23 protein-coding genes are annotated in these 20,079 nt (G+C 57.2%); 9 read left to right on the top strand and 14 right to left on the bottom strand.

Features of this window, described 5'->3' with window-relative positions; translation table 11 throughout:
* Positions 1-136: 136 nt before the first annotated feature.
* From deoC to JW885_11500, 4 genes are all read right to left on the bottom strand, one after another.
* Entirely contained in the window at positions 137-835 is a 699-nt protein-coding gene (gene deoC / locus JW885_11515) for a deoxyribose-phosphate aldolase (protein MBN1882794.1), read from the bottom strand.
* Between the two features lie 48 nt (positions 836-883).
* Positions 884-2,377: a hypothetical protein gene (locus JW885_11510; protein ID MBN1882793.1), complete on the bottom strand. Its 1,494-nt coding sequence runs from the start codon at positions 2,375-2,377 to the stop codon at positions 884-886.
* Positions 2,378-2,401: 24 nt separating this feature from the next.
* Positions 2,402-3,622, bottom strand: coding sequence for an iron-containing alcohol dehydrogenase (locus JW885_11505; protein ID MBN1882792.1), 1,221 nt, complete (start codon positions 3,620-3,622; stop codon positions 2,402-2,404).
* A 103-nt stretch (positions 3,623-3,725) separates the two neighbouring features.
* The gene (locus JW885_11500; protein MBN1882791.1) at positions 3,726-5,174 is read right to left on the bottom strand and encodes a hypothetical protein; all 1,449 of its coding nucleotides are present in this window, start codon (positions 5,172-5,174) and stop codon (positions 3,726-3,728) included.
* Between the two features lie 607 nt (positions 5,175-5,781).
* Here JW885_11500 and JW885_11495 point away from each other — a divergent pair.
* On the top strand, positions 5,782-6,306 hold the full coding sequence (locus tag JW885_11495) for a hypothetical protein (protein ID MBN1882790.1): 525 nt from the start codon (positions 5,782-5,784) through the stop codon (positions 6,304-6,306).
* An 11-nt stretch (positions 6,307-6,317) separates the two neighbouring features.
* A complete protein-coding gene (locus JW885_11490; GenBank protein MBN1882789.1) occupies positions 6,318-6,803 on the top strand; it encodes a GNAT family N-acetyltransferase in 486 nt (161 codons plus the stop codon).
* 86 nt (positions 6,804-6,889) lie between these two features.
* Here JW885_11490 and JW885_11485 read toward each other — a convergent pair whose 3' ends face one another.
* The 6 genes from JW885_11485 to JW885_11460 form a co-directional block, all read right to left on the bottom strand.
* The gene (locus JW885_11485) at positions 6,890-7,096 is read right to left on the bottom strand and encodes a hypothetical protein (protein ID MBN1882788.1); all 207 of its coding nucleotides are present in this window, start codon (positions 7,094-7,096) and stop codon (positions 6,890-6,892) included.
* A 1-nt stretch (position 7,097) separates the two neighbouring features.
* A complete protein-coding gene (locus JW885_11480; protein ID MBN1882787.1) occupies positions 7,098-7,364 on the bottom strand; it encodes a hypothetical protein in 267 nt (88 codons plus the stop codon).
* Complete coding sequence (locus JW885_11475) at positions 7,364-7,651, bottom strand: hypothetical protein (protein MBN1882786.1); 288 nt, start codon at positions 7,649-7,651, stop codon at positions 7,364-7,366. The genes JW885_11480 and JW885_11475 overlap by 1 nt, the downstream gene beginning before the upstream one ends.
* Before the next feature lie 62 nt (positions 7,652-7,713).
* Positions 7,714-8,697, bottom strand: coding sequence for a hypothetical protein (locus tag JW885_11470; GenBank protein ID MBN1882785.1), 984 nt, complete (start codon positions 8,695-8,697; stop codon positions 7,714-7,716).
* An 11-nt stretch (positions 8,698-8,708) separates the two neighbouring features.
* Positions 8,709-9,179 carry a hypothetical protein gene (locus JW885_11465; protein ID MBN1882784.1) on the bottom strand — a complete coding sequence of 157 codons (471 nt, stop codon included), beginning with the start codon at positions 9,177-9,179 and terminating at the stop codon, positions 8,709-8,711.
* A 23-nt stretch (positions 9,180-9,202) separates the two neighbouring features.
* Positions 9,203-9,940 (bottom strand): hypothetical protein, encoded by a 738-nt coding sequence (locus tag JW885_11460; protein MBN1882783.1) that lies wholly within the window; start codon positions 9,938-9,940, stop codon positions 9,203-9,205.
* A 136-nt stretch (positions 9,941-10,076) separates the two neighbouring features.
* Here JW885_11460 and JW885_11455 point away from each other — a divergent pair, with 136 nt between their 5' ends.
* On the top strand, positions 10,077-10,655 hold the full coding sequence (locus JW885_11455) for a nitroreductase family protein (GenBank protein MBN1882782.1): 579 nt from the start codon (positions 10,077-10,079) through the stop codon (positions 10,653-10,655).
* A 168-nt stretch (positions 10,656-10,823) separates the two neighbouring features.
* On the opposite strand, the gene JW885_11450 is transcribed toward JW885_11455, so the two are convergent.
* A complete protein-coding gene (locus JW885_11450; GenBank protein MBN1882781.1) occupies positions 10,824-12,392 on the bottom strand; it encodes a pentapeptide repeat-containing protein in 1,569 nt (522 codons plus the stop codon).
* A 260-nt stretch (positions 12,393-12,652) separates the two neighbouring features.
* Between JW885_11450 and JW885_11445 the strand changes: the two genes are divergently transcribed.
* Both JW885_11445 and JW885_11440 read left to right on the top strand, forming a co-directional pair.
* Positions 12,653-13,093 (top strand): NfeD family protein, encoded by a 441-nt coding sequence (locus tag JW885_11445; protein MBN1882780.1) that lies wholly within the window; start codon positions 12,653-12,655, stop codon positions 13,091-13,093.
* Positions 13,094-13,097: 4 nt separating this feature from the next.
* The gene (locus JW885_11440; protein ID MBN1882779.1) at positions 13,098-13,979 is read left to right on the top strand and encodes an SPFH/Band 7/PHB domain protein; all 882 of its coding nucleotides are present in this window, start codon (positions 13,098-13,100) and stop codon (positions 13,977-13,979) included.
* 190 nt (positions 13,980-14,169) lie between these two features.
* Here JW885_11440 and JW885_11435 read toward each other — a convergent pair whose 3' ends face one another.
* The 3 genes from JW885_11435 to JW885_11425 are packed head-to-tail and all read right to left on the bottom strand — an operon-like array spanning position 14,170 to position 16,131.
* Positions 14,170-14,634 carry a hypothetical protein gene (locus JW885_11435; GenBank protein ID MBN1882778.1) on the bottom strand — a complete coding sequence of 155 codons (465 nt, stop codon included), beginning with the start codon at positions 14,632-14,634 and terminating at the stop codon, positions 14,170-14,172.
* 1 nt (position 14,635) lies between these two features.
* Positions 14,636-15,082, bottom strand: coding sequence for a CoA-binding protein (locus JW885_11430; GenBank protein MBN1882777.1), 447 nt, complete (start codon positions 15,080-15,082; stop codon positions 14,636-14,638).
* A gap of 56 nt (positions 15,083-15,138) precedes the next feature.
* A complete protein-coding gene (locus JW885_11425; protein MBN1882776.1) occupies positions 15,139-16,131 on the bottom strand; it encodes a 50S ribosome-binding GTPase in 993 nt (330 codons plus the stop codon).
* Between the two features lie 164 nt (positions 16,132-16,295).
* On the opposite strand from JW885_11425, the gene JW885_11420 reads away from it, so the two are divergent.
* The 4 genes from JW885_11420 to JW885_11405 are packed head-to-tail and all read left to right on the top strand — an operon-like array spanning position 16,296 to position 19,649.
* Positions 16,296-17,426: a 2-hydroxyacyl-CoA dehydratase gene (locus JW885_11420; GenBank protein ID MBN1882775.1), complete on the top strand. Its 1,131-nt coding sequence runs from the start codon at positions 16,296-16,298 to the stop codon at positions 17,424-17,426.
* A gap of 1 nt (position 17,427) precedes the next feature.
* Positions 17,428-18,678 (top strand): 2-hydroxyacyl-CoA dehydratase, encoded by a 1,251-nt coding sequence (locus JW885_11415; GenBank protein MBN1882774.1) that lies wholly within the window; start codon positions 17,428-17,430, stop codon positions 18,676-18,678.
* Positions 18,679-18,714: 36 nt separating this feature from the next.
* The gene (locus JW885_11410; protein MBN1882773.1) at positions 18,715-19,416 is read left to right on the top strand and encodes a transglutaminase domain-containing protein; all 702 of its coding nucleotides are present in this window, start codon (positions 18,715-18,717) and stop codon (positions 19,414-19,416) included.
* Entirely contained in the window at positions 19,416-19,649 is a 234-nt protein-coding gene (locus JW885_11405) for a hypothetical protein (protein MBN1882772.1), read from the top strand. Before JW885_11410 ends, JW885_11405 begins: the two co-directional genes overlap by 1 nt.
* Positions 19,650-20,079: the final 430 nt, after the last annotated feature.

Genomic DNA, 20,079 nt, shown 5'->3' with positions numbered 1-20,079 from the left:
CCACCGGCTTTTCGAGAGGAAAAGCCCGTATACATGCCCGACACAGGCATATCGTGCATAATAATTATAAATACTTTTTTGAAAAAAACCAGATTTTTGTTACAAATAGATGCTCACAGGAGGTAATTCCCGGCGACTATACTTCGACCGACGATCCGGGCCTGGCGTCACATTCGGCCATGATGTTCTCGGCGGTCACCGCACCGATGCCGAAGCGGCGCGCCCCCAGGCGATAGAGATCGACGAGCGTCTCGAGACTTCTCACGCCGCCGGAGGCCTTTATGGAGAGGTCATCGCCCACCACGGACTTGATGAGCGCGATGTTTTCCGGCGTGGCCCCGGTGGGGGTGTGTCCGGTGGCGGTCTTCACGAAATCCGCCCCCCCCCTCATGACGCACTCACAACCCCTCTTTATCTGATCGTCGGTCAGCCAGTGGACCTCCAAGATAACCTTGAGGGTCCTCTCCCCGGTGACGTCCTTCAGCGCCCTGATATCGTCCACCACGTAATCCGTGCGTCCGCTCTTGAGGGCGCTGACGTTGATAACCATATCCAGCTCCCGGCAGCCGTCATTGAGCGCCAGCTCGGCCTCCTTGACCTTCACCGGCGTCTTATTGTTGCCGAAGGGAAACCCGATCCCGGTGCCGATGAGGATATCCTCCTCGCCGGCAAGCAAGGAGTTCAGCTCCGCCACGAAGTAGGGGAGCACATGTGCGCCGATATATTGATATTTCTTCACCGATTCCGCAAACCACAACAGCTCCGCCTCGTCCACTTCCGGCCGCACGATGCTCGAATCGATCATTCCGGCGATGTCATTCCTGGTCAGTTTCATGGGTTCGTCCTTCGTCTGTCGTCCTGTGTGCTGTGGATCGCCGGGGCGTCAGGTATCCTGATAGAATCCGACCATGTGCTCGTATACCCTGTTGAAGTTCTCCTGGTAACGCTCGTAGAGACGGGAGTTCTTCTTATCCGGCTTGATGATCGTCGTATACCCGCAGCACTTCTGAGCGGCGTCTGCAATATTGTCGATAAATCCCAAACCGTAGGCCCCTAAAAGCCCCGCCCCCTTGAGGGTCGCCTCCGGCTCGTCGGCGATATAGAGCGGCAGTTTCAACACATCCGCCTTTATCTGGTTGAGTAAATAGTTCCGGGTGCCGCCCCCCACACAGTAGACCTTGTCTATGTCCACTTGCCGATTCCGAAAATGCATAAGATTCATACCCATCGCCAGGGCGACACCCTCCATCACCGCCCGGGCGAAATGATGCGCCTTGTGATTGATGGTGATTCCGAAGAATCCGCCCCGGGCGGCGGTATTGTCCGGTCGCCGTTCCCCGAGCATGTAGGGATAAAAAATCAGACCGTCGCTGCCGGGAGGCGCCTGCTCGGCCATTGAGATCAATGTCTCATAGGACAAATCCTTCTTTCTCGCCGAACTCATCAGGTCCAAACACCACTTGACCGACAGCCCGCCGCAATCGAGCATCACAAAGGGCACCCAGCCACCTGTGACGTAGCGGAGGTTCTGCATGGTGGGGTGGACGATCGGCTCGTCCTTATGGACGACAAACAGGGTGACCGTGCCGGTGATATCCACGGCGGCGTCGGTCCCGACCATCCCCATGCCAAGGAGCGACACCAGAAAGTCGCCGCCGCCGGCCATTACCGGGGTCCCTGCGGCCAATCCCGTCGTCGACGCGGCGCTTTTTGTCACCTCGCCGATAACCTCGTGGGACTTGTGTACCGGGGCGAATTTACTCAGATCGACGCCCAGCTTCTCCGCCATGCTTTGGGAATAGGTATCCTTCCCCGCGTCCCAGAGGTATGTGCCGGACGCCTCGCTGGGATCGGTGGCGGCCACGTCGGTGAGCATATAATTGATAAAATCCTTGGGCACCAGAAACCACCGGCTTTTATCATAGATCTTGGCCTGGTGACGCTTGAGCCACATAACCTTGATGCCGGTCCACCCCGCTGTGGGGGGATTGCCGGTCAAAGACGAGAGCACCGTCTGTTCGTAGGTACTCCTGAGATGGTCGACCTGATCCTGACAGCGCTTGTCGCTCCAGATATGCGTCCACTCCGTAGTCACGGTGCCGGACTCATCCAGCCCCACCGGGCCGTGCATCTGGCCGCAGGAAATAACACCGGCGACCTGCTTCGGATCGATACCGCTCCTCTTCAAGACCCCCTTGATAACCCCGCATACCTTCAGCCACCAGGCATCGGGCTTCTGCTGGGCCCATCCGGGATTCGGGCTGTGAACTTCCTGGGGGAGCTGCTCGATGCCGATGATATGCGCATCAACGGAAAGGAGCGCCGCCCGGACGCTCTGGGTCCCCAGGTCTACGGCGAGTATGTATTGGTCACTCATGCCGGGAGCGTGTCCTTTGTTTTTTTATATCCTCTCGAGCAGTATCTGGCGCATCTGGTCGGCCGTGAGCGGTGCCGGGTTGTTCTTGTTGTCCGCTTTTTTGACGATTGCGTCCACATCCTTTTCGGTCATGCCGTATGTCCCCAGCCGGGGGATGTCGAGCCTGTCCGTAATATCATGTACGCCGTCGACCAGCCGTCGGGCGCCGCCGATTACATCCAGCGCGTCGCGGTCACGTCCGTCCGAAAAGAGCATACCGATGCGGGCGATTTTATTCAGGACGGTGTACGATTCGGGATCATCGCCCGCCTCAATGAGTTCCGCCACGGTCAGGCGCAGGGCGGGGCCCATGAGGTTTGCGCACACCACGCCGTGGGGAATCGGAAAGCGACCGCCGACGGGGGCGGCGAGCCCGTGGACGACGCCCAAACCGGCGTTCGCCAGGGTGACGCCGGAGAGAAATGCGGCATACGCCATGCTCCCCCGCACGGCCACATTCCCTTTCCCCTCCGTCGCCGAGGAGACGAGAGCATCCGTGATGTACCGAAGCCCGTTCTCGGAAAGAGCGTCGGTCATCGGATTCGCCTTCGTGGACACGTACGCCTCAAGAAGCTGGGTAAACGCATCCATACCGCAGGCGGCGGTAATATTGTGGGGACAATCGACGGCAAGCTCCGGATCGATAATCGCCGCATCGGGGATGTACTTGTCATGCCTAAGGGATTTTTTAAAGCCGGCATCCCCCACCCGGCTTAAAACCGCGTTTTTCGTGGCCTCGCTGCCGGTCCCGGCGGTGGTGGGACACGCCAGAAAGGGGAGCTTCTTCCCATCCGGGGATTTCGTCCCCACACCCTCCAGGTAATCGAGGACGGAACCCTCGGCCGGCATCATGGCGCTGACCGCCTTGCCGAAGTCAATGACGCTGCCGCCGCCTATGGAGATGACGAGATCCACCCCTTTCCCACGGTACTCGCTTACCACCTCGTCCACACCCTCCGGGGAGGGCTCGCCCGTGACCGTCGTGTGGGATACGGTTATATTCGCATCTTTCAGTCGAGAGACGATGACCTCAAGGTTGCCCGTGCGGGCCAGAGAGCTGCCGCCGGTTACCAGAAGCGCCGATGTCCCATACCGGGATGCGGTGGCTCCGATGTTTTTGATGACACCGGCGCCGAAATAGACGGCGGGGATGGACGCACATTGAAATCGATCGATGTTGGGTAGATTCATTTGCTGACTATTCACATGTAAAAAAGAGCGTCCTTAAAATAACCGCTACGGTGCAAACCGGCGTGTGTCGTGGTATCGTGAGCGGAGGAATGATCCGCGTCTGACAGGTACATGCTATCTAATAGATATATCCGCCCGGACTGGACGACATGCCCTCTCCGGTACCGTAGGGCCCGGTTCTCCCCTCGTTATACACGGCTGACCATTCCCCCGCACCCTCTTTGGAATATATCTTGACGTAAAACACTCCACCGCCGATAAGCTGGATGATCTCACCGTTATCCAGATCGAAGTCTCCAAGCTCGGACTTGCCGTCCTCGCCCAGGATCGTCACCCAAAAATCAACCCCGCCCGCGGGATACGTGAAGGTGACCTCAACGTAATCGATGTGGGCGTTGATGATGAATGTCTTGAAATCGCCGCTCCCATTCAGGAATCCGGTCTCGTGGACGCTTCCCGGCGGGAGCCCTGCGATCTCGGGTACCGTGTGCTCCATCCTGCCCGGAATCTTCGGAGGGAACTTGGGACCGATACGCGGCTCCGTGGGCAGAGTCTCCGGAGGCGGCGTGATCCGTGCCATTCGATCCAGGTCCTCGCCGCCGAAGTAGAACGCCCGATACGATCCGGATCCGCTCCGGGAATAGATGGTAATGAGATATACGCCCTTTTCATCCAGGTTGATGATCTTGCTTTCGGATAAATCGAAGTCCCCCAAGAGGGTCTTACCGTGATCGCCGGCGATTTTTACCCAAAACTCCGTACCCACATCAGGCGTCTCAAAGAGGATGCTCATATTATCGAGCTCGGCCTCAAATATCACCTCTTTTGTGTCCCACACCCCCGAAAGGATCCCCTGGGCAAGGATGCTCTCTTCGGGAACCGGGGCGCCCTGGGGATTGAAAGTGGCGCTGAAACGCCCCCCGCCCTCGGTGGTGTACACGGTCACGTAAAAATTATCGCCGCCGAAAAGCTGAATGAGTTCCCCCCGTTCCAGGTCGTAGTCTCCCAGGATGGTGATCTTGTCCTTCCCCACCACCCTGACATGGAACGATGCGCCGCCCCGGGGATAGTCAAACGCCACCTCCACATAGTTGGAGACGGCGGGAATCCGAAACGTATATTCATCCCCGGGACCGCTGATGGTGCCGTGGATGGTGATTTCATCCCCCCCGGGAACGGTCTCATCCCCGGAGCCGGTGGCGGGTGTTGTCTCGACGTCGTAGAAAAGGGTCCAACCGCCCGATCCTGACCGGGAAAAGACCGAGAGGGTATACCGTCCGGGGCCGGTCAGCGTGATGATATCCCCCCTGTTCAGGGTATACTCGGTCGCAAGACCATACGAGTCGACAACACTCAGTCCGTACCCGGCACCAGGACCCAGGTATTCGAAGGTGAGCTGCAGGTTTTCTCCGGGATTGTCTACGGTGAAGGTGTCGACATCGCCGGTTTGATCGAGGAATCCTCCCTCGCGAATCCGCTCCCCGAAGGCTGGCGAGGACACGGCCCATACCGCAACAAAAAGTGTCGCCGCGATCACCAGCGCACACCTTTCGAACCGATTTTTCATCCTACATTCCCGACTGTATTATTCTTCTCTCTGTCCTTCATCAAGTATAAAAGGAAGCGCATGTGATGTCAAAAGCTTTTTCAGAATGTGAAAAACGTTACACTGGAACGGGGGCGTCATCTCAAGAGCACCCCCGTTTTTTTCCAAAAAAAAGGCCCGGATGGGGATCCGGGCAAAACCATAAGGGTAAGTATGGAGGGTTATGATGTGGGCTGAGTGAATGGCATTTTTTTGTTCACGACTTTTTTCCGTCCGGTCCTCTGTTGTTGCTTTCCGTCGCGCCCGGTTGATTCCGGTGCCTTCCCCTGCTGTTTCCGTGGACCTTTCGATCGCGACTCGTATTTTCCTGTTATCTGAATCATTCGATATATACTCTCTTATGTTGAGTATAAGATATCACATATCATGACGGCCACTGTAACCCGCATCACAAAAACTCAATAAATACAGATACTTATGTGACATACATCACACAATTGACGATTTTTTTACGGGTATGTTTCAACCGATCCCATTGCGGCCTTCAGCAGCGTTTTTTCTAAAAAATACTACTCCGTGATATGGTATAGTTGTTTTCTCCCTTCAAAAAGAATCATGGTGAATATCGATGAAACATATCGCCACTCCGATCTTTATTGTCGCCCTGGCCGCGGCCGCACTGCTGTTTTTCTCGAACGCCGCCTGTGGCGCCGAAACTGAATATGTCGACAACGGTGTGAGATACAGCCGCTATATCAACACCCGGTACGGCTTTTCCATTCCCTATCCGTCCGAGCTCCTCATTCCCCAGCCGCCCCCCTCCAACAACGACGGGCGGGAGTTCCTCTCCCACGACAAGCAGTCTCAGATGAGCGCCTGGGGAACATTCAACATCATGGAGGAGACCCTGGCCGGGCGCATGGCGTCGGAAAAGAGTGATCCCGACCGCACCGTCACCTATGAGGCGACACAAAACGACTGGTTTGTGATTTCCGGATACATCGACGGCAGGATATTCTACATACGCACGTATCTGGTTGATGACATCTTCTATACCTTCTATATCGTCTACGACGAAACGCTGTCCGATATCTTCAACCCCATCACCGCCCACATCAGCGGGGAGTTCAGAGTTCCGGGCGCAATGGAATAGCGATGGAGACGATCACCATCACGGAAGCCCATCCCGACGACGCAAAAGAGATCCTGGCGGTCCAGAAACGGGCCTTCGCTCCCCAGGGGGAGCTCTACGGCGATCCTGCGCTTCCGCCGCTGACAGAGACCGAGGAGACAATACGGGAGAGCTTTGAAGCGTACACAGTTCTGAAGGCGGTGAAAAACGGCGTTATCGTGGGGGCGGTCCGGGGAAGGATGAAAGGGGAAAGATGCCTGATCGGGCGGCTCTCTGTTTTGCCTGAGCTCCAGAACCGCGGCATCGGGAGGATGTTGATGAGGGAAATTGAGTCACGCTTCCCCGAGGCCCGCTCCTTCGACCTCTTCACCGGCCACAAGAGCGAAAAAAGCATCGGCCTCTACAAAAAGCTGGGGTATGAGATTTTTCGAACCAAGAAGGAGTCGGACACACTGACGCTGGTGTTTATGAGGAAGGGGAATGAAAAAAACAACAATACATCACCCGCCTCCCCGTGATCCCGTCATATCCAAAAGGAGTATGGACCGGCGGCCCCGAGAGGCGGGCGGTTTTTGTGTAAAAAACATGTTTGTATCGGGACATCTCACTCGTCCACACCGGTGAGCCGGGACCTTCCGAAAGAAATCCCCCCGCCCCTGTTGAGTCCCGCCCGGATGACATCCCGCATGCGGATGAGGGCGGCCAGCGTCTTCTCCTGATCGACGCTCAGCTCACCCACGCTGAAGCTCTCGGCCTTGAGGCTTGCGATCTGTTCCTCAACGGCGTCGAGCTGTTCTTTCGTGAATCCCATGTCATCCCCCCCGCCTGTCCCGTGCATCGAAGTCTTCTTGTCGTGTTCCCTTCGCCGCCGTCTCCGTTTCCGTCCCCTTCATCGTCTCCTGATCCGTCTCCCTCACTGCCTGTCCCGTCGCTCCCCTTCCCGTCTCCTCCGCCGTCACCCCACCGGCCTTTTTCGCCGTCTTGTTCATCGCCTGCTTTTTCTGTGGCCTCTCGGCGCGCCTCTTCGCCGTCTTCCTCTTCGGGCCGGGCGCATCGGCCCTCCGTAAAAATCCGCTCATCAATACACCTCCAGCCGATACAATTCGCCGCCGCTCTCGCCTCTAAGCCACATCCGGCGCTGGCGGCGAAAGTCCATCACCCTCGACTCCCCGGCAAGAAGCCGCCCGTGGACGTGCTCGCCGTCGAACGAATATTCGATATGCCCCGCGGCGTCGTCGTTGATGATCAGTATGGAGAACGACGAAAACCCAAAGGACTGGGCCGTAAAGGACCCGGTCAGCGCGGTACCGGATTGGTCTTCGAAATACCGATTGGTGGAAAGCTGAATATCGCTGATAATCGCCATGCTCCTGTTCCTTCAAGCGATGCATCCCGGGGGAGCCACTCCCCCGGGACACGAATTATAAATTAACTGGCGGCCTGGTTGCAGCCGTACCAGTAACGCCACTGGACCACGCCCACACCGAAACGGCGCTTGACCTTCGCAAACCAGGTGTCGGTCTTCTCGTCCCGGTAGACGGTGATCTTGGGAGGCATCCTGTCGTAAAAGCGGATGCCGCGCTTGGCCACGCCCATGAACCAGGCGTCGGTATCCTCGAGATACCGCCAGTAGACCGGCACAAACAGGTTTCCGATGACGTTCTTGTTGCCGTAGTTGTCGATCTCGTAGTCGCTCTTGAGGATCTGATCCAGCACGAAGCGATTGTTCGGATTGGTGACGATCACGTTCGGCTCGATCCTGATGTTGTCGCCCCGCTCGTTTTTTGCGTTGGCGACGCTCATGGCCGTATAAACCGTCTGGATGTTCGAGTAATCAAGGTTGAGCGACTCCGTGAGATTCCCCAGCACGCTGGATGCGTCGAGCTTGAAGGGGTGGCCCGAGCCCGAGGGCGCAAAAAACGGCTTCCCGTCGTAGATGTGGGCGGGATGCGGATCGTCCTCGCCGGTGAAGCTCCCGTCGAACGCTGGTTTATCCCCCGCGGTGAGGGTTCCCGCGTTGAAGAGCCGGGCCACGGCCTCCTCCTCGGTGATGCGCACCCCCTCGCCCCAGCCCCGGGCGAACTCCATCAGGTCGCCGCTGATCTTCCCGCCCATCAGGTCCGAGAGCATATCGTCGGTGACGGCGATCTGGTCCTTGTATGTCTTGAACTTGATGTACCAGGTCCAGCCCTCCAGCGGCTCGGTCAGGGGGATTTCCTGGCCGTCCGGTACCTCTTTGAGCTTCGAGACGCCGATGACCTCCGTCCCCTTGATTCCGTCGCCGGAATCCATCGGGATGACCTCGATGATCTTGTCGTACACGGTCTCCTCGGCGTCGTACGCCTCGAAGTACCACTCGTACAGATCCTGGGCCAGAGCCCGGGGAAAGTTACTGCCTACCATTATTCCCATGTCGTTCCTCCTTAGGCCACGCCGTAGTCGATGGTGCCGGCCGCACCCACATCGGTGAAGGGGCCCTTGAACATCACATACGCCAAATCCATGTCCTCGTCCACCTCAACGATCCATGCGTTCTGATAGGTGTCCGCGTCGAAATCGATGGATTGTCCGCCGTCGATGTCACAGCACTGAAAACACGCGGCCTGGGTGACGCCCGACGCCGGATACACGAAGACCGTGCCGGGGAGTGCCAGGACCACCTGGACGGTATCGCCGCCGTCCGCCGCCGGTGCGGTCTCGACGCTCTCCAGGGCCGCCCCCACCACCGCGTCCGTGGCCGCGGACCACTTCTTGACGTATCCGGAGCCGGTCGCTCCGCCGACGGCGTCCAGCACCACAATATCTCCGTCATCGATGGCGCCAGTATCGGCCACCTTCGCCGTAATCACCACCCTGGGGCCGTATGAATAGCCGTATTTCATATAGGGTGCCATATAAATCTCCTTCTTTCAGTCAATCATGTGTCTTGTGAAAAAATCGAGAGCTTCCGTATCCTGGGACGCCGCCACAGGTCCGCCAGGGGAACGCCTTTCCCCAGGCGATCGCTTCTCGAGCGGGAGAGCTCCCGGGCAAACTCGGGGCTCACCCCCAGCTCCGCCGCCAGCCTCTCCACATCCGCCGACGGGATCATTCGATCCGACGCTGGGTTCGTCTCGGCGCCTACGTCCTTTTTTGCATACGGATTTTCGAAGAGATAGGGCTTTCGGTCGAACAGGTCCGACACGGCCTGGGCCGCGCCGGTCACCTCCCGGGTGACCGGATCCACCGCAATGCCGCCGGTGTCCGCCAGGGCGAAGGCATCACCGATCACATCATCGGCCATGCCGGCGTTTTGGGCCTCCGCCTGAAACGCGGCGAATATCAGGGCTTCCCGGGCGGTGTTCACGCCCTCCACCGCCGCCCGGATGACCGTCTCCATCGATTGCGTGTTATCCAATCCCAGGGCCGCGGAAATCTCCCGCACGGCCTCGGTCAGTTTCGTCTTCAGGCCGTCGATCTCTTCTTTAAGCTTCAGGTTTTCCAGGCGTCTGGCCTTGTTCTCCTCGCGAAGCTCCCGCACGTACTCCTCGGAAAATTGTCGCTGTCCGGTGTCATCCCCGGGAACGGGTGCGGTCGTCTCTCCGGCCGGGGAGGCGGGAATCGTCTCGTTTCCCGCAATCGATCCGGAAGCGCCCATGACATATGTGTCATCCATATCGTCGCTCCTTATGTAAGAATAATCACCGCTCAATTGTATGAAGCAACCGATGGAAATATAAAATTTATGAACGGGGCTGGACAACGGCCCGATTCGCCGGTAAGATGGGAAACATGTTTCATGGAGGACGTCTATGAATGTGGCCGATGCAATACGGACAAGAAGGACCATACGGCGGTTTCAGAGAATGCCGGTGGAGAAGAGCCTCCTCGTCACTCTCGTGGACCTGGCAAGATTGGGGCCGGCGGCGGCGAACCTCCAGCCCCTCGAATATATCATCGTGGATGAAGACGGACCGGTGGACGAGTGTTTTTCCCTCATCCGGTTGGCGGCTCTTCTTTCGGACGAAGAAAGGCCGACGTTCGACGAGCGTCCGTCGGCATACATCGTGATCCTGGTGAACACACGCATCATGAAGAGCGGTTATCAGTGGGACGTAGGAGCGGCGGGGGAGAATATCATGCTTGAGGCGACCGCCCGGGGGCTGGGGAGCTGTTTTGTGGTCAACGTGGACCGCGAGGGCATGACGAAGCTTCTCTCAATCCCAAAGGGGTACGCCGTCGACGCGGTCATCGCCCTGGGGCACCCGGCGGAACGGGCCGTGGCCATTGATACCGAGGGCGAAGACACGCGATACTACCGGGAGCCGGACGGCACCCACATGGTCCCCAAGCGGAAGCTTTCGGATGTCATGCACACGAATCGGTTCTGAAAACCATCATCGCAGACAAAAAGCGGCGGCACACGCGCCGCCCCTCACCGGGGACTTTTATCCGGTTATATAACGGATCGGTTGGGCGCGGCACCGCTCGTCAGGAAGACATGAGGCGATAGTGATATATATAAATGACACGGAAACAAGGCGAAGCGCCGACATATTTCAATCATTCTTCGAACCGGGAGAGACTCCGCCTTTCCGATTTTTTTCCGTATTGGATGACTCCTTTTTCTTTTTCCTGTCCCTTCTCCATTTCACGTTCTGCTGGTGAATCCTGAAAAGCCGCATCTTCCAGCCGGAAAGCCCCCGAATCCTGCACTCGCTCTGCCAGAGCCTCGCTGACTCTTCATCATCAACCATGCCCTGTCGGTCGTATTGATCGACGAGCCAGGCGTACTCCCCCTCCGCCCGACGCCATGCCGCGCGATTTCCCTCGCTCCCTTCCGGGTCCCTGTTTTTCAACGCCCGGCGGTGGCTGTCCAGCACCGGGAACTCCCGGCTCGACGGCTCAAGGTGTGAAAAATCACAGCGAAAGCATCCATCCACACGGATGTCTTCAAGTCCCACCATATCGACAATACGCCCCCGTTCCCGATGCATCGCCGCCACGGTTTCCGTCTCTTCAATACGCCGCTTTACCCACCGCTCCCGCTCATCACCTTCTCTTTCATCGGACGTCCCGCCTTCCTGAATGTCCATGCCTCGGGACACGACATTGCAGATATCATCCATGCTCTCCTCCCAGCGGCTCCCGAAGAGAGTCACGTCCCGTTCGCACCGGGCGCCGGTAAAATCCAACACGGAAAAGGGGGTGTCTACTATCCGAACGGGCCCGCTTGCCTGTGCCCCATCGAGGGACAAGACATTTCCCACCGCATTGCCGACCGACAGCACACCTTTAAAAACCGCGTCCTTCATCTCTACGACCAGGCAGAAACAGGAGCGATCGAAGAGCGCGTCCTTCCCGAACACCGATGCGGGAGCATACAACATTTGTGCGAAGTGGGAGCCGACCATTCGAGCTTCGTCGAAAAATCGGGTTTCGGTAAAGAATGCGTTTTCAAAAAAGACGGCGTCTTCAAACGACGCCCTCCCTTGAAACTCGACTGCTACAAATTGGGCCGTACCGTGAAACGTCGCGCGGTCGAATGTCGTATCTTTTATAAAACGGGCTCCCTTGAACACCGCGGTGTCAAAGAAGACGGCGCCCGTGAAATCGGCGACGTCATGAAATCCGGTCCCCTCGAAAAAAATCAGGTTGGAGAACTCCGCCCCCGTGACACTCACGCTCCCCTGAAACTGCGTGCCCGTACAATTGACCGCGCTCAGAAAATGATTGGGCGCGGCATCCGTCTTGGGATTAAATGAGGCGTCCAGGGCCATGTCTCCGTGGGTGGGGTCGAGGATCAACCCCTGGAGCGCCGTTACATGAATGATGGACTCCTTGATGACGATCGGAACGCAGACGGTGAGAGATTCCCCCTCGATCCTGATGGAATCGCGTTCCCCCATCCCCGTATCCGCCATGACCCGGGAAAAGCCCTCGGTGGTAAGCCCCGTCACGAAGGCCTTCCGAATGGTCTCCCCGTTGAGAATCCTTCGCTCTGTTTCGCCGATCTCCAGATACTCATACCGCATGCCCGGATAGCGGGTGTATTCAACCCATCGATTTAAGCCGTCTTCGACGAGAGAGATTCCGCTTTTGTAAAGTGGTGTCCGCTTGATAGCCACCGTGTCGCACAACCCATCAATACCGTATGAAAGATATCTCCCTTTGATTGTATCGACCAACACAGAAAAACACAAGGAGAATGGGAGGAGAAAAGACCGTGAGCGCCCCGCGAAGGACGGCGATATCGTGTGATTTTCCCCTCGGTGTACAACTCATCAACCGCCTTTCATTACAACCCTTGACATCTCAAACGACGACATGTATCATTAACTGCCTGGTGTATCAATATGTGTACATATCGTCATGAGAGGGGAGGCCGATGGAGAAGATTTGGCTCATCTGGTTCGCTCTCGCCATACTGTGTGTTATCGGCGAGATATTCACCACGGGATTCTTTCTTTTATGGTTCGGAGTCGGCGCCGCGGTCACCGGAGTTCTTGCCCTCCTGGGTGTGGGTCCCATAGTGCAGGTTACGGTGTTCGTGGTGCTTTCGGGTATACTCTTCGCCTCAACCCGAAAACTCGCCGACCGGATCACCGGATCCCAGCCGCCGGGAATCGGCGCGGATCGGTTCGTCAATAAGTCGGGGGTGGTCATTGTCGAGATCGACCCAAAGAAGAACACCGGCAGGGTGCGCGTCGATTATGACGAGTGGCGGGCGGAAAGCGAATCCGGCGAGGTCATCCCCGAGGGGACGCCCATCTTCGTGACCGGGATAGAGGGAACACACCTGATCGTACAAAAAAAAGAGGAGAAATAATATCATGGGTGGAGTCATTGCGCTTCTGGTCTTTTTGTTTATTCTTGTCTTTATCATCATGGCCACCGGCATACGGATCGTCCGGCCCTGGGAAAAGGGGCTGATAGAGCGGCTGGGAAGATACACGCGCACCGTCGACAGCGGCCTGACAATCGTCATCCCGTTCCTGGAGACCATGAGAAAAATCGACATGCGGGAACAGGTGGTGGACGTCCCCCCCCAGGACGTGATCACGAAGGACAACGTGGTGGTGGAGGTGGACGCCGTGGTCTACTACGAGGTGACCGATCCGGTCAAGGTGGCCTACAATGTGACCAACTTCTATACCGCCGCCACGAAGCTTGCCCAGACAAACCTGAGGAACCTCGTGGGCGACCTGGCCCTGGATCAATCCCTAACGTCCCGGGAACTGATCAACTCGAAGCTGCGGGAGATTCTCGACGAGGCCACCGACAAGTGGGGGACAAAGGTCACCCGGGTGGAGCTCCAGCGCATCGAGCCGCCGGCGGACGTGACCGACGCCATGCACCGCCAGATGAAGGCGGAGCGGGATCGGCGGGCGACGATCCTGGAGGCAGAGGGAACCAAGCAGGCGGCCATCCTGAAGGCCGAGGGGCAGGCGGAAGCCATCTGCAAGGTGGCGGACGCGGAAAAGTACCAGAAGATCGCCATCGCCCAGGGGGAGGCGGAAGCCATCGAAACGGTATACGGGGCCATCCACAACGGCAACCCCACCAACGACCTCATCGCCATCAGGTACCTGGAGACCCTGGGCACCATCGCAAACGGCCAGGCGACGAAGATATTCCTCCCCATCGAGGCATCGGGGGTGCTGGGCAGTATCGGCGGCATCGGCGAGCTGTTCAAGGACAAAGAGGCGAAATAGCCGGACATCGCCGCGAGGATTTCGCTTGGAACCCGGGCGCACATCCCGCAGAGGATGCGACCCGTCGGGATCGGATCGATATCATGTAAGAAAACAGGCCGGAGAGGGCATCCTCTCCGGCCTGTGTATTTTTATTTCTTCTGGATAACTCTGGATGTTGGGAATCGGCCCGACGACACCGGGTCCTTTTCTACCTGGAGTTCAGCGTCCCGTTTTTATCCATGGAATAGACCAACTCCTCACCCCCGACCCGGGTGCGGGCGAACGCCTCGAAATGATCCCCGGTCACCACCACCTCGTACTGAAACCAGGTGTTTCCCGGAAGGGATACCATCAAATCGTCCCAGCCCGCGGCGGCCGATGGATTCCACGGCACCCGTTCTGTCGGCATCTCAGCCGGGTTCGGGCCGCAGGGAATATATATGCCGTTGAGCTGGTGGTAATTTTTCTCGGCGTTGACGACGGCGCTCAGATTCAGGCGCATCTCGGTAACCGCCTCTGTCTTCGAGGGCCATCCGGTATCCTCAACCGGCGCCCATTCTACAACCTCTTTTTCCCTCAGAAAGAAGAAATATAAAACCGCTCCCACGATGACGACGGCGACGACGAAGCGCCAGCCCCCTCCCCGTACCTGACCATCAGCAGCAGATATCATGTCATCCCCCTATTAATCTTGCATGTTCTTTTAAAATACAGCGATCCATGATCACCAGCACGCCCGCCTCCCGGGCGATCCGGGCCGCTTCCCGATTGATAACCCCTTCCTGGATCCATACCGCCCGAAGGCCGTTTCGCGTCACGGCGGCCTCCACAATGGGCACAACCTCCTGGGAACGACGGAAGATATTGACAATGTCAACGTCTACAGAAAGAGGAATATCCGCAAGATCGCCGTAGGCCGCCTCCCCCAATACCTCTTTCACCAGCGGCCGCACCGGGATGATGCGGAACCCCGCACCCTTCATGTATGCGGCCACCCGATGGCTGGGCAGGGTTTCCTTCGGCGAAAGACCGACAACGGCGATGGTACATGACTGTTCCAACAGCGAACGAACGAGGTCATCGGAGGGAGTGTCCCTCCCCGGCCGGGGGACGTCGGTCATCTTTTTTCTCCTTCTGTCACCGCTTGCGGGAATGGAACCTCGCACCTTCCGGAAGATTACATGTGAAGCTGTATAATATCCTCATCCGCCAGGACCTCGTCCCGGTTGACCATCTGACCGTCATATTTGTCCGTGTTCTTGGACCAGATTTTCGCATACTTCATCGACTTCACGAAATCCTTGTGAATCTCCGCGGCGAAGTCCAAAAGCGTCGCCCCCCGCTTGAGCACCACCGGCTCGTCGAAATTCGGCTCCTTCCCCCTGGACTTGGTATAAATCCGGATGACTCCCAGCGTATCGAAGATCATCCGCCTGAGATCCTCCAGCCCGTCTCCCCTCAGGGCGGAAACGATGTGGATCGGATATTCCTCGCCGTAGAGCTCTGTGATCTCCGCTATGTTCGCTTCGGCACCCTCGGCGTCGGCCTTGTTGGCAAGCAGCATTCCCTTTAAATATGCGTCTCCGTCCGGGTTAAATTTCCTCTCCGGGTCCCTGTGGATAAACACCTTGTGCTCTTTGAGCACGTCCCTGACCTCCTCGATTTTCGCCATCGGGTCGGGATCTGACGCGTCGAAGACAAAAAGCACCCTGTCGGCGTTTCTGATCATGGAGACCATCGCCGCCTCGGTAAACTCCTCCGAGACGGGGGGCAGATCCACAAGCTGTATCTGAACGTTTTCAAACTGCATCATGCCAGGCACCGGCTTGACGGTGGTGTACGGATAGTCGGCCACCTGGCACTTTGCGTTGGTCAGGGCCGAAACCAGGCAGGACTTCCCGGCATTGGGCGCCCCCACCACGGCGATCTGGGCGATGCCCTCCCGCTCGACCTGGTACGGGTTGTATCGCTTCGACTTCGACCGCTTTTCAAGGGACTCCTTGGTTCGGGAGATGCGCCGCTTGATGTCCGCCTGCATCTTGTCGGTCCCTTTGTGTTTCGGGATCGTGGAGAGCATCATCTCCAGATAGCGAAGCTTCTCCTCGGGCTCCTTGGCCTGTTTGTAGCTCTCTTCCGCCTTTAAATATTCCGGGGTCAGATTTGCCGACATGTCACACAACACTCCTTGTTTCCTCCCTTGATGATAGAAAAAACCGTCTCGCTTGGCAAGAAGTTTTTCACCCCGCCATCGCCGAAAGGCATATCTTTCCCTTGATTTTGCCTTCGGTTCCCGCTATTCTGAGGAGAATTGATATCCTGACAGAAGAGGCGAGCATGTCTTCTCCCACAGACTTCATGTCCGAATTCACCCGGGCGCTGGAACATCCCGGGGAGCTGATCGACGAGATATCCCAAAGCGGGAAAAAGGCCATCGGGTACTTCTGTACCTATACGCCCGTGGAATTGATCCACGCCACCGGCGCAGTACCTGTGCGCATCAGCGGCGGCCCGATGCGCATCGACCGCGCCGACGGGCTCGTTCCCTCGTTCGTCTGCCCCTACATGCGCGCAGGATTAGAGCGGGCCCTCTCCGGTGACTATGAGAACCTCTTCGGTCTGGTACAGGGATACAGTTGCGATGTCGCGTGCGGCATGTTCAACGTCTGGAAGGGAAACATCCCGCTTTCTTTCTATCATATTCTATCTCTGCCATATGGGGACAGTTCATCCGCGAAGCTCTTTTTCGAACAGGAGCTTAAGAACCTGACCGAGCGCCTGGCCGATCACGGCCTGGAATTCTCCGACACCGCACTTTCAAATTCCCTGGATATCTACGACGACATACGCCTTACGGTCCTGTGGCTTTACGACAAAAGGTACAAGGGAGAACTCCTTCTTTCCGCCGGGGATTTCTACACGGTGATACGGGGCGTCCAGGTGACGCCGCCGGAGCGGGCGGAGAAACTCCTCTCCGAGTTGGTTTCATCCCTGAAGGCAAACACCGAAAAGGGATCACACACACAGGACGGCACGCCGATACTGGTATCCGGAAGCCTGGTGGAGGATCGGAGTATATTCGACCTTATCGAGCGATCCGGCGGCAGGATTGTGGCCGACGACCTGTGCACCGGCTTTCGTTATTTCGACCCCCCTTCCGGTGACGGCAAAAAGGCCGTCCATCGGCTCATCGAGCGCTCCATCGCCCATTTTCCGTGCCCCTCACGGCAATTGGCGAAAACAAGGGCGCCGCTGCTTTTGGACCTGGCCCGTCGCTCCGGCGCCCGGGGCGTGGTGTTCCTCATCCAGAAATTCTGCACCCCGCACCTGACGGATATCCCCATTGTGGGCCGGAGTCTTCGGGAGGAGGGCGTGCCGTATCTCGTTATTGAGATTGAGGAGACCGGTGTCATGGAAGGACAGGCGGCCACCCGTCTGCAGGGTTTTTTCGAGATGATTGGGGATTGAAATGGAAAAGACGAAAAAGTCCACCAAACGGCTGGCCACGGCGAAGGAACTGAACCGGGTGGTCACGGAGTTTTACCTGGAATGTCATCAGGCGAAGGCCGAGGGAAAACCGGTGGGTTGGATGCCCCCCATGAACGGGGCCATCGAGCTGTTTTACGCCATGGACCTGCAGCCGGTCTTCCCGGAGAACTGGTCACCGGTCTGCGCCGCCTTCGGCCTGACGCCGGCCAATTTCGAGGTGGCCGAGGGCATGGGATATTCCCAGGATTTATGCGGGTACCTTCGGAACATCGTCGGCTTCGTCCACGGCATGATGGGGGGGGATCAGGTCCCCCTGGGGGGGCTCCCGGAGCCGGATCTTTTGGTATACGCCAGCGGCGGGTGCATACCCGCCATGAAGATTTTCCAGATCATGGAGCATCGCTTCCCCAACGCGAAAGTGTTTCGCGGGGACCTGCCCCAGGTGGCCCTGGAACATATCCAGCCCCACCACGTGGAATACGCCGTACACCAGATGAAACAGCTCATCGAATTTCTCACCGAAACCACCGGCAGAAAGCTCGATTACGACCGCCTCGCGGACGTCGTGCGGCTCTCGGATGAATCCTGCGCCCTGTGGGATGAGATCTGCACCTATCGCCGCCATGTGCCCACGCCCATCTCGGCGGCGGAGATCGGCATCATGTTCGTGCTGGTGACCCGCCAGGGAACCCAGATCGCCGTCGACTTTCTCACCAAGGTGCGGGACGAGCTGAAAGAACGGGCGGAAAACGGCGTCGGCATTATCGAGGACGAGCGGCTTCGCCTCTTCTGGGACAACATCCCCCTCTGGTACAATATGGGCCTGTTTAACTACTTTGAAAAAATGGGGGCCGTTGTGGTGGCCGAGACCTACTCGGCGGCCTGGTCCATCCGCATGGACACGTCCGATCCCCTAAAGGCTTTAGCGATGAAAACCCTCAAGTCCTATCCGCTGGTCTCCTGCGTGTCCGTGGAGACCAGAAAAGAGATGGTCCTCAAGGCATGCAGGGAATACAAGATCGACGGAGCGCTGCTCCATTCCAACAAGTCATGCGTTCCCATCACCCTGGGACAGGCGGACATCAAGCGGGCGCTGGAGGAGGAGCTGGACATCCCGTCGGTGGTCATCGACGCCGATCACATGGATGATCGCAATTTTTCCCCCGCCCAGTTCCAAACCAGGGTGGACGCCTTCATGGAGATGCTCCTTGAAAAAAAGGGCCTTTTGTAACCGAGCAATCCGTCTTCAATTCCGATCGGAGAACATATGACAGACGAAAAAAATTCGATGGAACAGTACATCAATCCCACGGACATTATCGACAGCGATCACCCGACGATCGTCGAACTGGCACAGTCGCTCACGGCCGCCGCATCCACCGACGCCGAGAGGGCGTCGCGTTTGTTCTATCATGCCCGGGACGCCGTCAGGTATAATCCCTACTCCCCCTTTCACCACCCGGATTTCTACCGGGCAAGCACGGTGCTGAAACGGGGATACGGCTACTGTATCCAGAAGGCGGTGGTTCTGGCCGCCCTGGGCCGGGCCGTGAATATCCCCACCCGCCTCGGCTTTGCGGACATTCAAAACCACCAGCTCCCAAAGAAGCTCTTGGAACTCCAGGGTACGGACATCATCTTCAGCCACGGCTTCACGGAATTTTTCATCGAAGGCCGCTGGCGAAAGGCCACCCCGGCCTTCAACATCGAGATGTGCGATCTATTGGGGCTCATTCCCGTGGAGTTCGACGGTGTACACGACGGCGTCTTCCCGAAATACGACCGATCGGGAAACCTCTCCATCGTGTACCTGAAAGACGTGGGGCACTGGCCGGACCTCCCCTTCGATCACATTATCGACGCCTTCTTTCGGCTGTTCGGGGAAGATCGGATGAACTTACTTCTCGCGCTCATCGAGGAGCACGGCTTCGACGGGGCAATGACGCTTCTGGGAGCGGGCAAGGAATAATGCCTTACGAACAAAGGGTAGACGAACAGGGGCTAAAAGCGTTTCTTGACCAGCGATTGATAGACAGGCGTGGTGAAGAATGGTTTGAGGAAAACAGATCCCGCTTGGATTTCGAGTGGGAATTTGTGATGGACCTGTTCGACCCGCCCTCGATGTATAAAAAAAACCCGGACGGCACTTTTTCCGTGAAGGATAGGTATCGTTTCGATAGAATCCAGAGTGAGGATGAATGAGAACGATCAATAGTGTGATTATGAGGCCGGCGGTGTACTAGTCTTTTTTACGGATAAGAATTGATTCTTTCATAGAAATATGATAAGACGGGGAACACTGATAATTTAAATAACGGAGTGATGATATAAGACGACTGGTAATCGGTGTGGTATTAACAGCCCTGGTGTGCGCAACTGCAGTGCCTTGGGTAATGTATGCAATTGAGTAATATAACAAGAGTGAGGATGCTTATTAAGAAGGTACTATAATAGGGGTATTTGATGAACAAGGAAATCAAGCGATTAAATAAAGTGCGGTAGTCACGAGTTGTGTTGACAGTTTGCCTTCCTGCAAGACGGTTCTACTATACTGTCCTGAACGAGACTTGAGTTGACAGTGGCCGTACCTCCCGGCATGTCAATGGCGGTTACACAGTCATAACCTGCCGAT

Source organism: Candidatus Zymogenaceae bacterium (assembly GCA_016931225.1).
Lineage (GTDB): Bacteria > Desulfobacterota > Zymogenia > Zymogenales > Zymogenaceae > JAFGFE01.
Note: the sequence above shows the minus strand (reverse complement) of the source record. Positions and strands in the feature narration are given on the sequence as shown.

What these genes read in the sequence shown, in the direction of transcription:
- deoC (MBN1882794.1), bottom strand. Translation starts at nt 835, where the DNA reads ATGAAACTGACCAGGAATGACATCGCCGGAATGATCGATTCGAGCATC.
- JW885_11510 (MBN1882793.1), bottom strand. Translation starts at nt 2,377, where the DNA reads ATGAGTGACCAATACATACTCGCCGTAGACCTGGGGACCCAGAGCGTC.
- JW885_11500 (MBN1882791.1), bottom strand. Translation starts at nt 5,174, where the DNA reads ATGAAAAATCGGTTCGAAAGGTGTGCGCTGGTGATCGCGGCGACACTT.
- JW885_11495 (MBN1882790.1), top strand. Translation starts at nt 5,782, where the DNA reads ATGAAACATATCGCCACTCCGATCTTTATTGTCGCCCTGGCCGCGGCC.
- JW885_11485 (MBN1882788.1), bottom strand. Translation starts at nt 7,096, where the DNA reads ATGGGATTCACGAAAGAACAGCTCGACGCCGTTGAGGAACAGATCGCA.
- JW885_11480 (MBN1882787.1), bottom strand. Translation starts at nt 7,364, where the DNA reads ATGAGCGGATTTTTACGGAGGGCCGATGCGCCCGGCCCGAAGAGGAAG.
- JW885_11475 (MBN1882786.1), bottom strand. Translation starts at nt 7,651, where the DNA reads ATGGCGATTATCAGCGATATTCAGCTTTCCACCAATCGGTATTTCGAA.
- JW885_11470 (MBN1882785.1), bottom strand. Translation starts at nt 8,697, where the DNA reads ATGGGAATAATGGTAGGCAGTAACTTTCCCCGGGCTCTGGCCCAGGAT.
- JW885_11465 (MBN1882784.1), bottom strand. Translation starts at nt 9,179, where the DNA reads ATGGCACCCTATATGAAATACGGCTATTCATACGGCCCCAGGGTGGTG.
- JW885_11460 (MBN1882783.1), bottom strand. Translation starts at nt 9,940, where the DNA reads ATGGATGACACATATGTCATGGGCGCTTCCGGATCGATTGCGGGAAAC.
- JW885_11455 (MBN1882782.1), top strand. Translation starts at nt 10,077, where the DNA reads ATGAATGTGGCCGATGCAATACGGACAAGAAGGACCATACGGCGGTTT.
- JW885_11445 (MBN1882780.1), top strand. Translation starts at nt 12,653, where the DNA reads ATGGAGAAGATTTGGCTCATCTGGTTCGCTCTCGCCATACTGTGTGTT.
- JW885_11440 (MBN1882779.1), top strand. Translation starts at nt 13,098, where the DNA reads ATGGGTGGAGTCATTGCGCTTCTGGTCTTTTTGTTTATTCTTGTCTTT.
- JW885_11435 (MBN1882778.1), bottom strand. Translation starts at nt 14,634, where the DNA reads ATGATATCTGCTGCTGATGGTCAGGTACGGGGAGGGGGCTGGCGCTTC.
- JW885_11430 (MBN1882777.1), bottom strand. Translation starts at nt 15,082, where the DNA reads ATGACCGACGTCCCCCGGCCGGGGAGGGACACTCCCTCCGATGACCTC.
- JW885_11425 (MBN1882776.1), bottom strand. Translation starts at nt 16,131, where the DNA reads ATGTCGGCAAATCTGACCCCGGAATATTTAAAGGCGGAAGAGAGCTAC.
- JW885_11420 (MBN1882775.1), top strand. Translation starts at nt 16,296, where the DNA reads ATGTCTTCTCCCACAGACTTCATGTCCGAATTCACCCGGGCGCTGGAA.
- JW885_11415 (MBN1882774.1), top strand. Translation starts at nt 17,428, where the DNA reads ATGGAAAAGACGAAAAAGTCCACCAAACGGCTGGCCACGGCGAAGGAA.
- JW885_11410 (MBN1882773.1), top strand. Translation starts at nt 18,715, where the DNA reads ATGACAGACGAAAAAAATTCGATGGAACAGTACATCAATCCCACGGAC.
- JW885_11405 (MBN1882772.1), top strand. Translation starts at nt 19,416, where the DNA reads ATGCCTTACGAACAAAGGGTAGACGAACAGGGGCTAAAAGCGTTTCTT.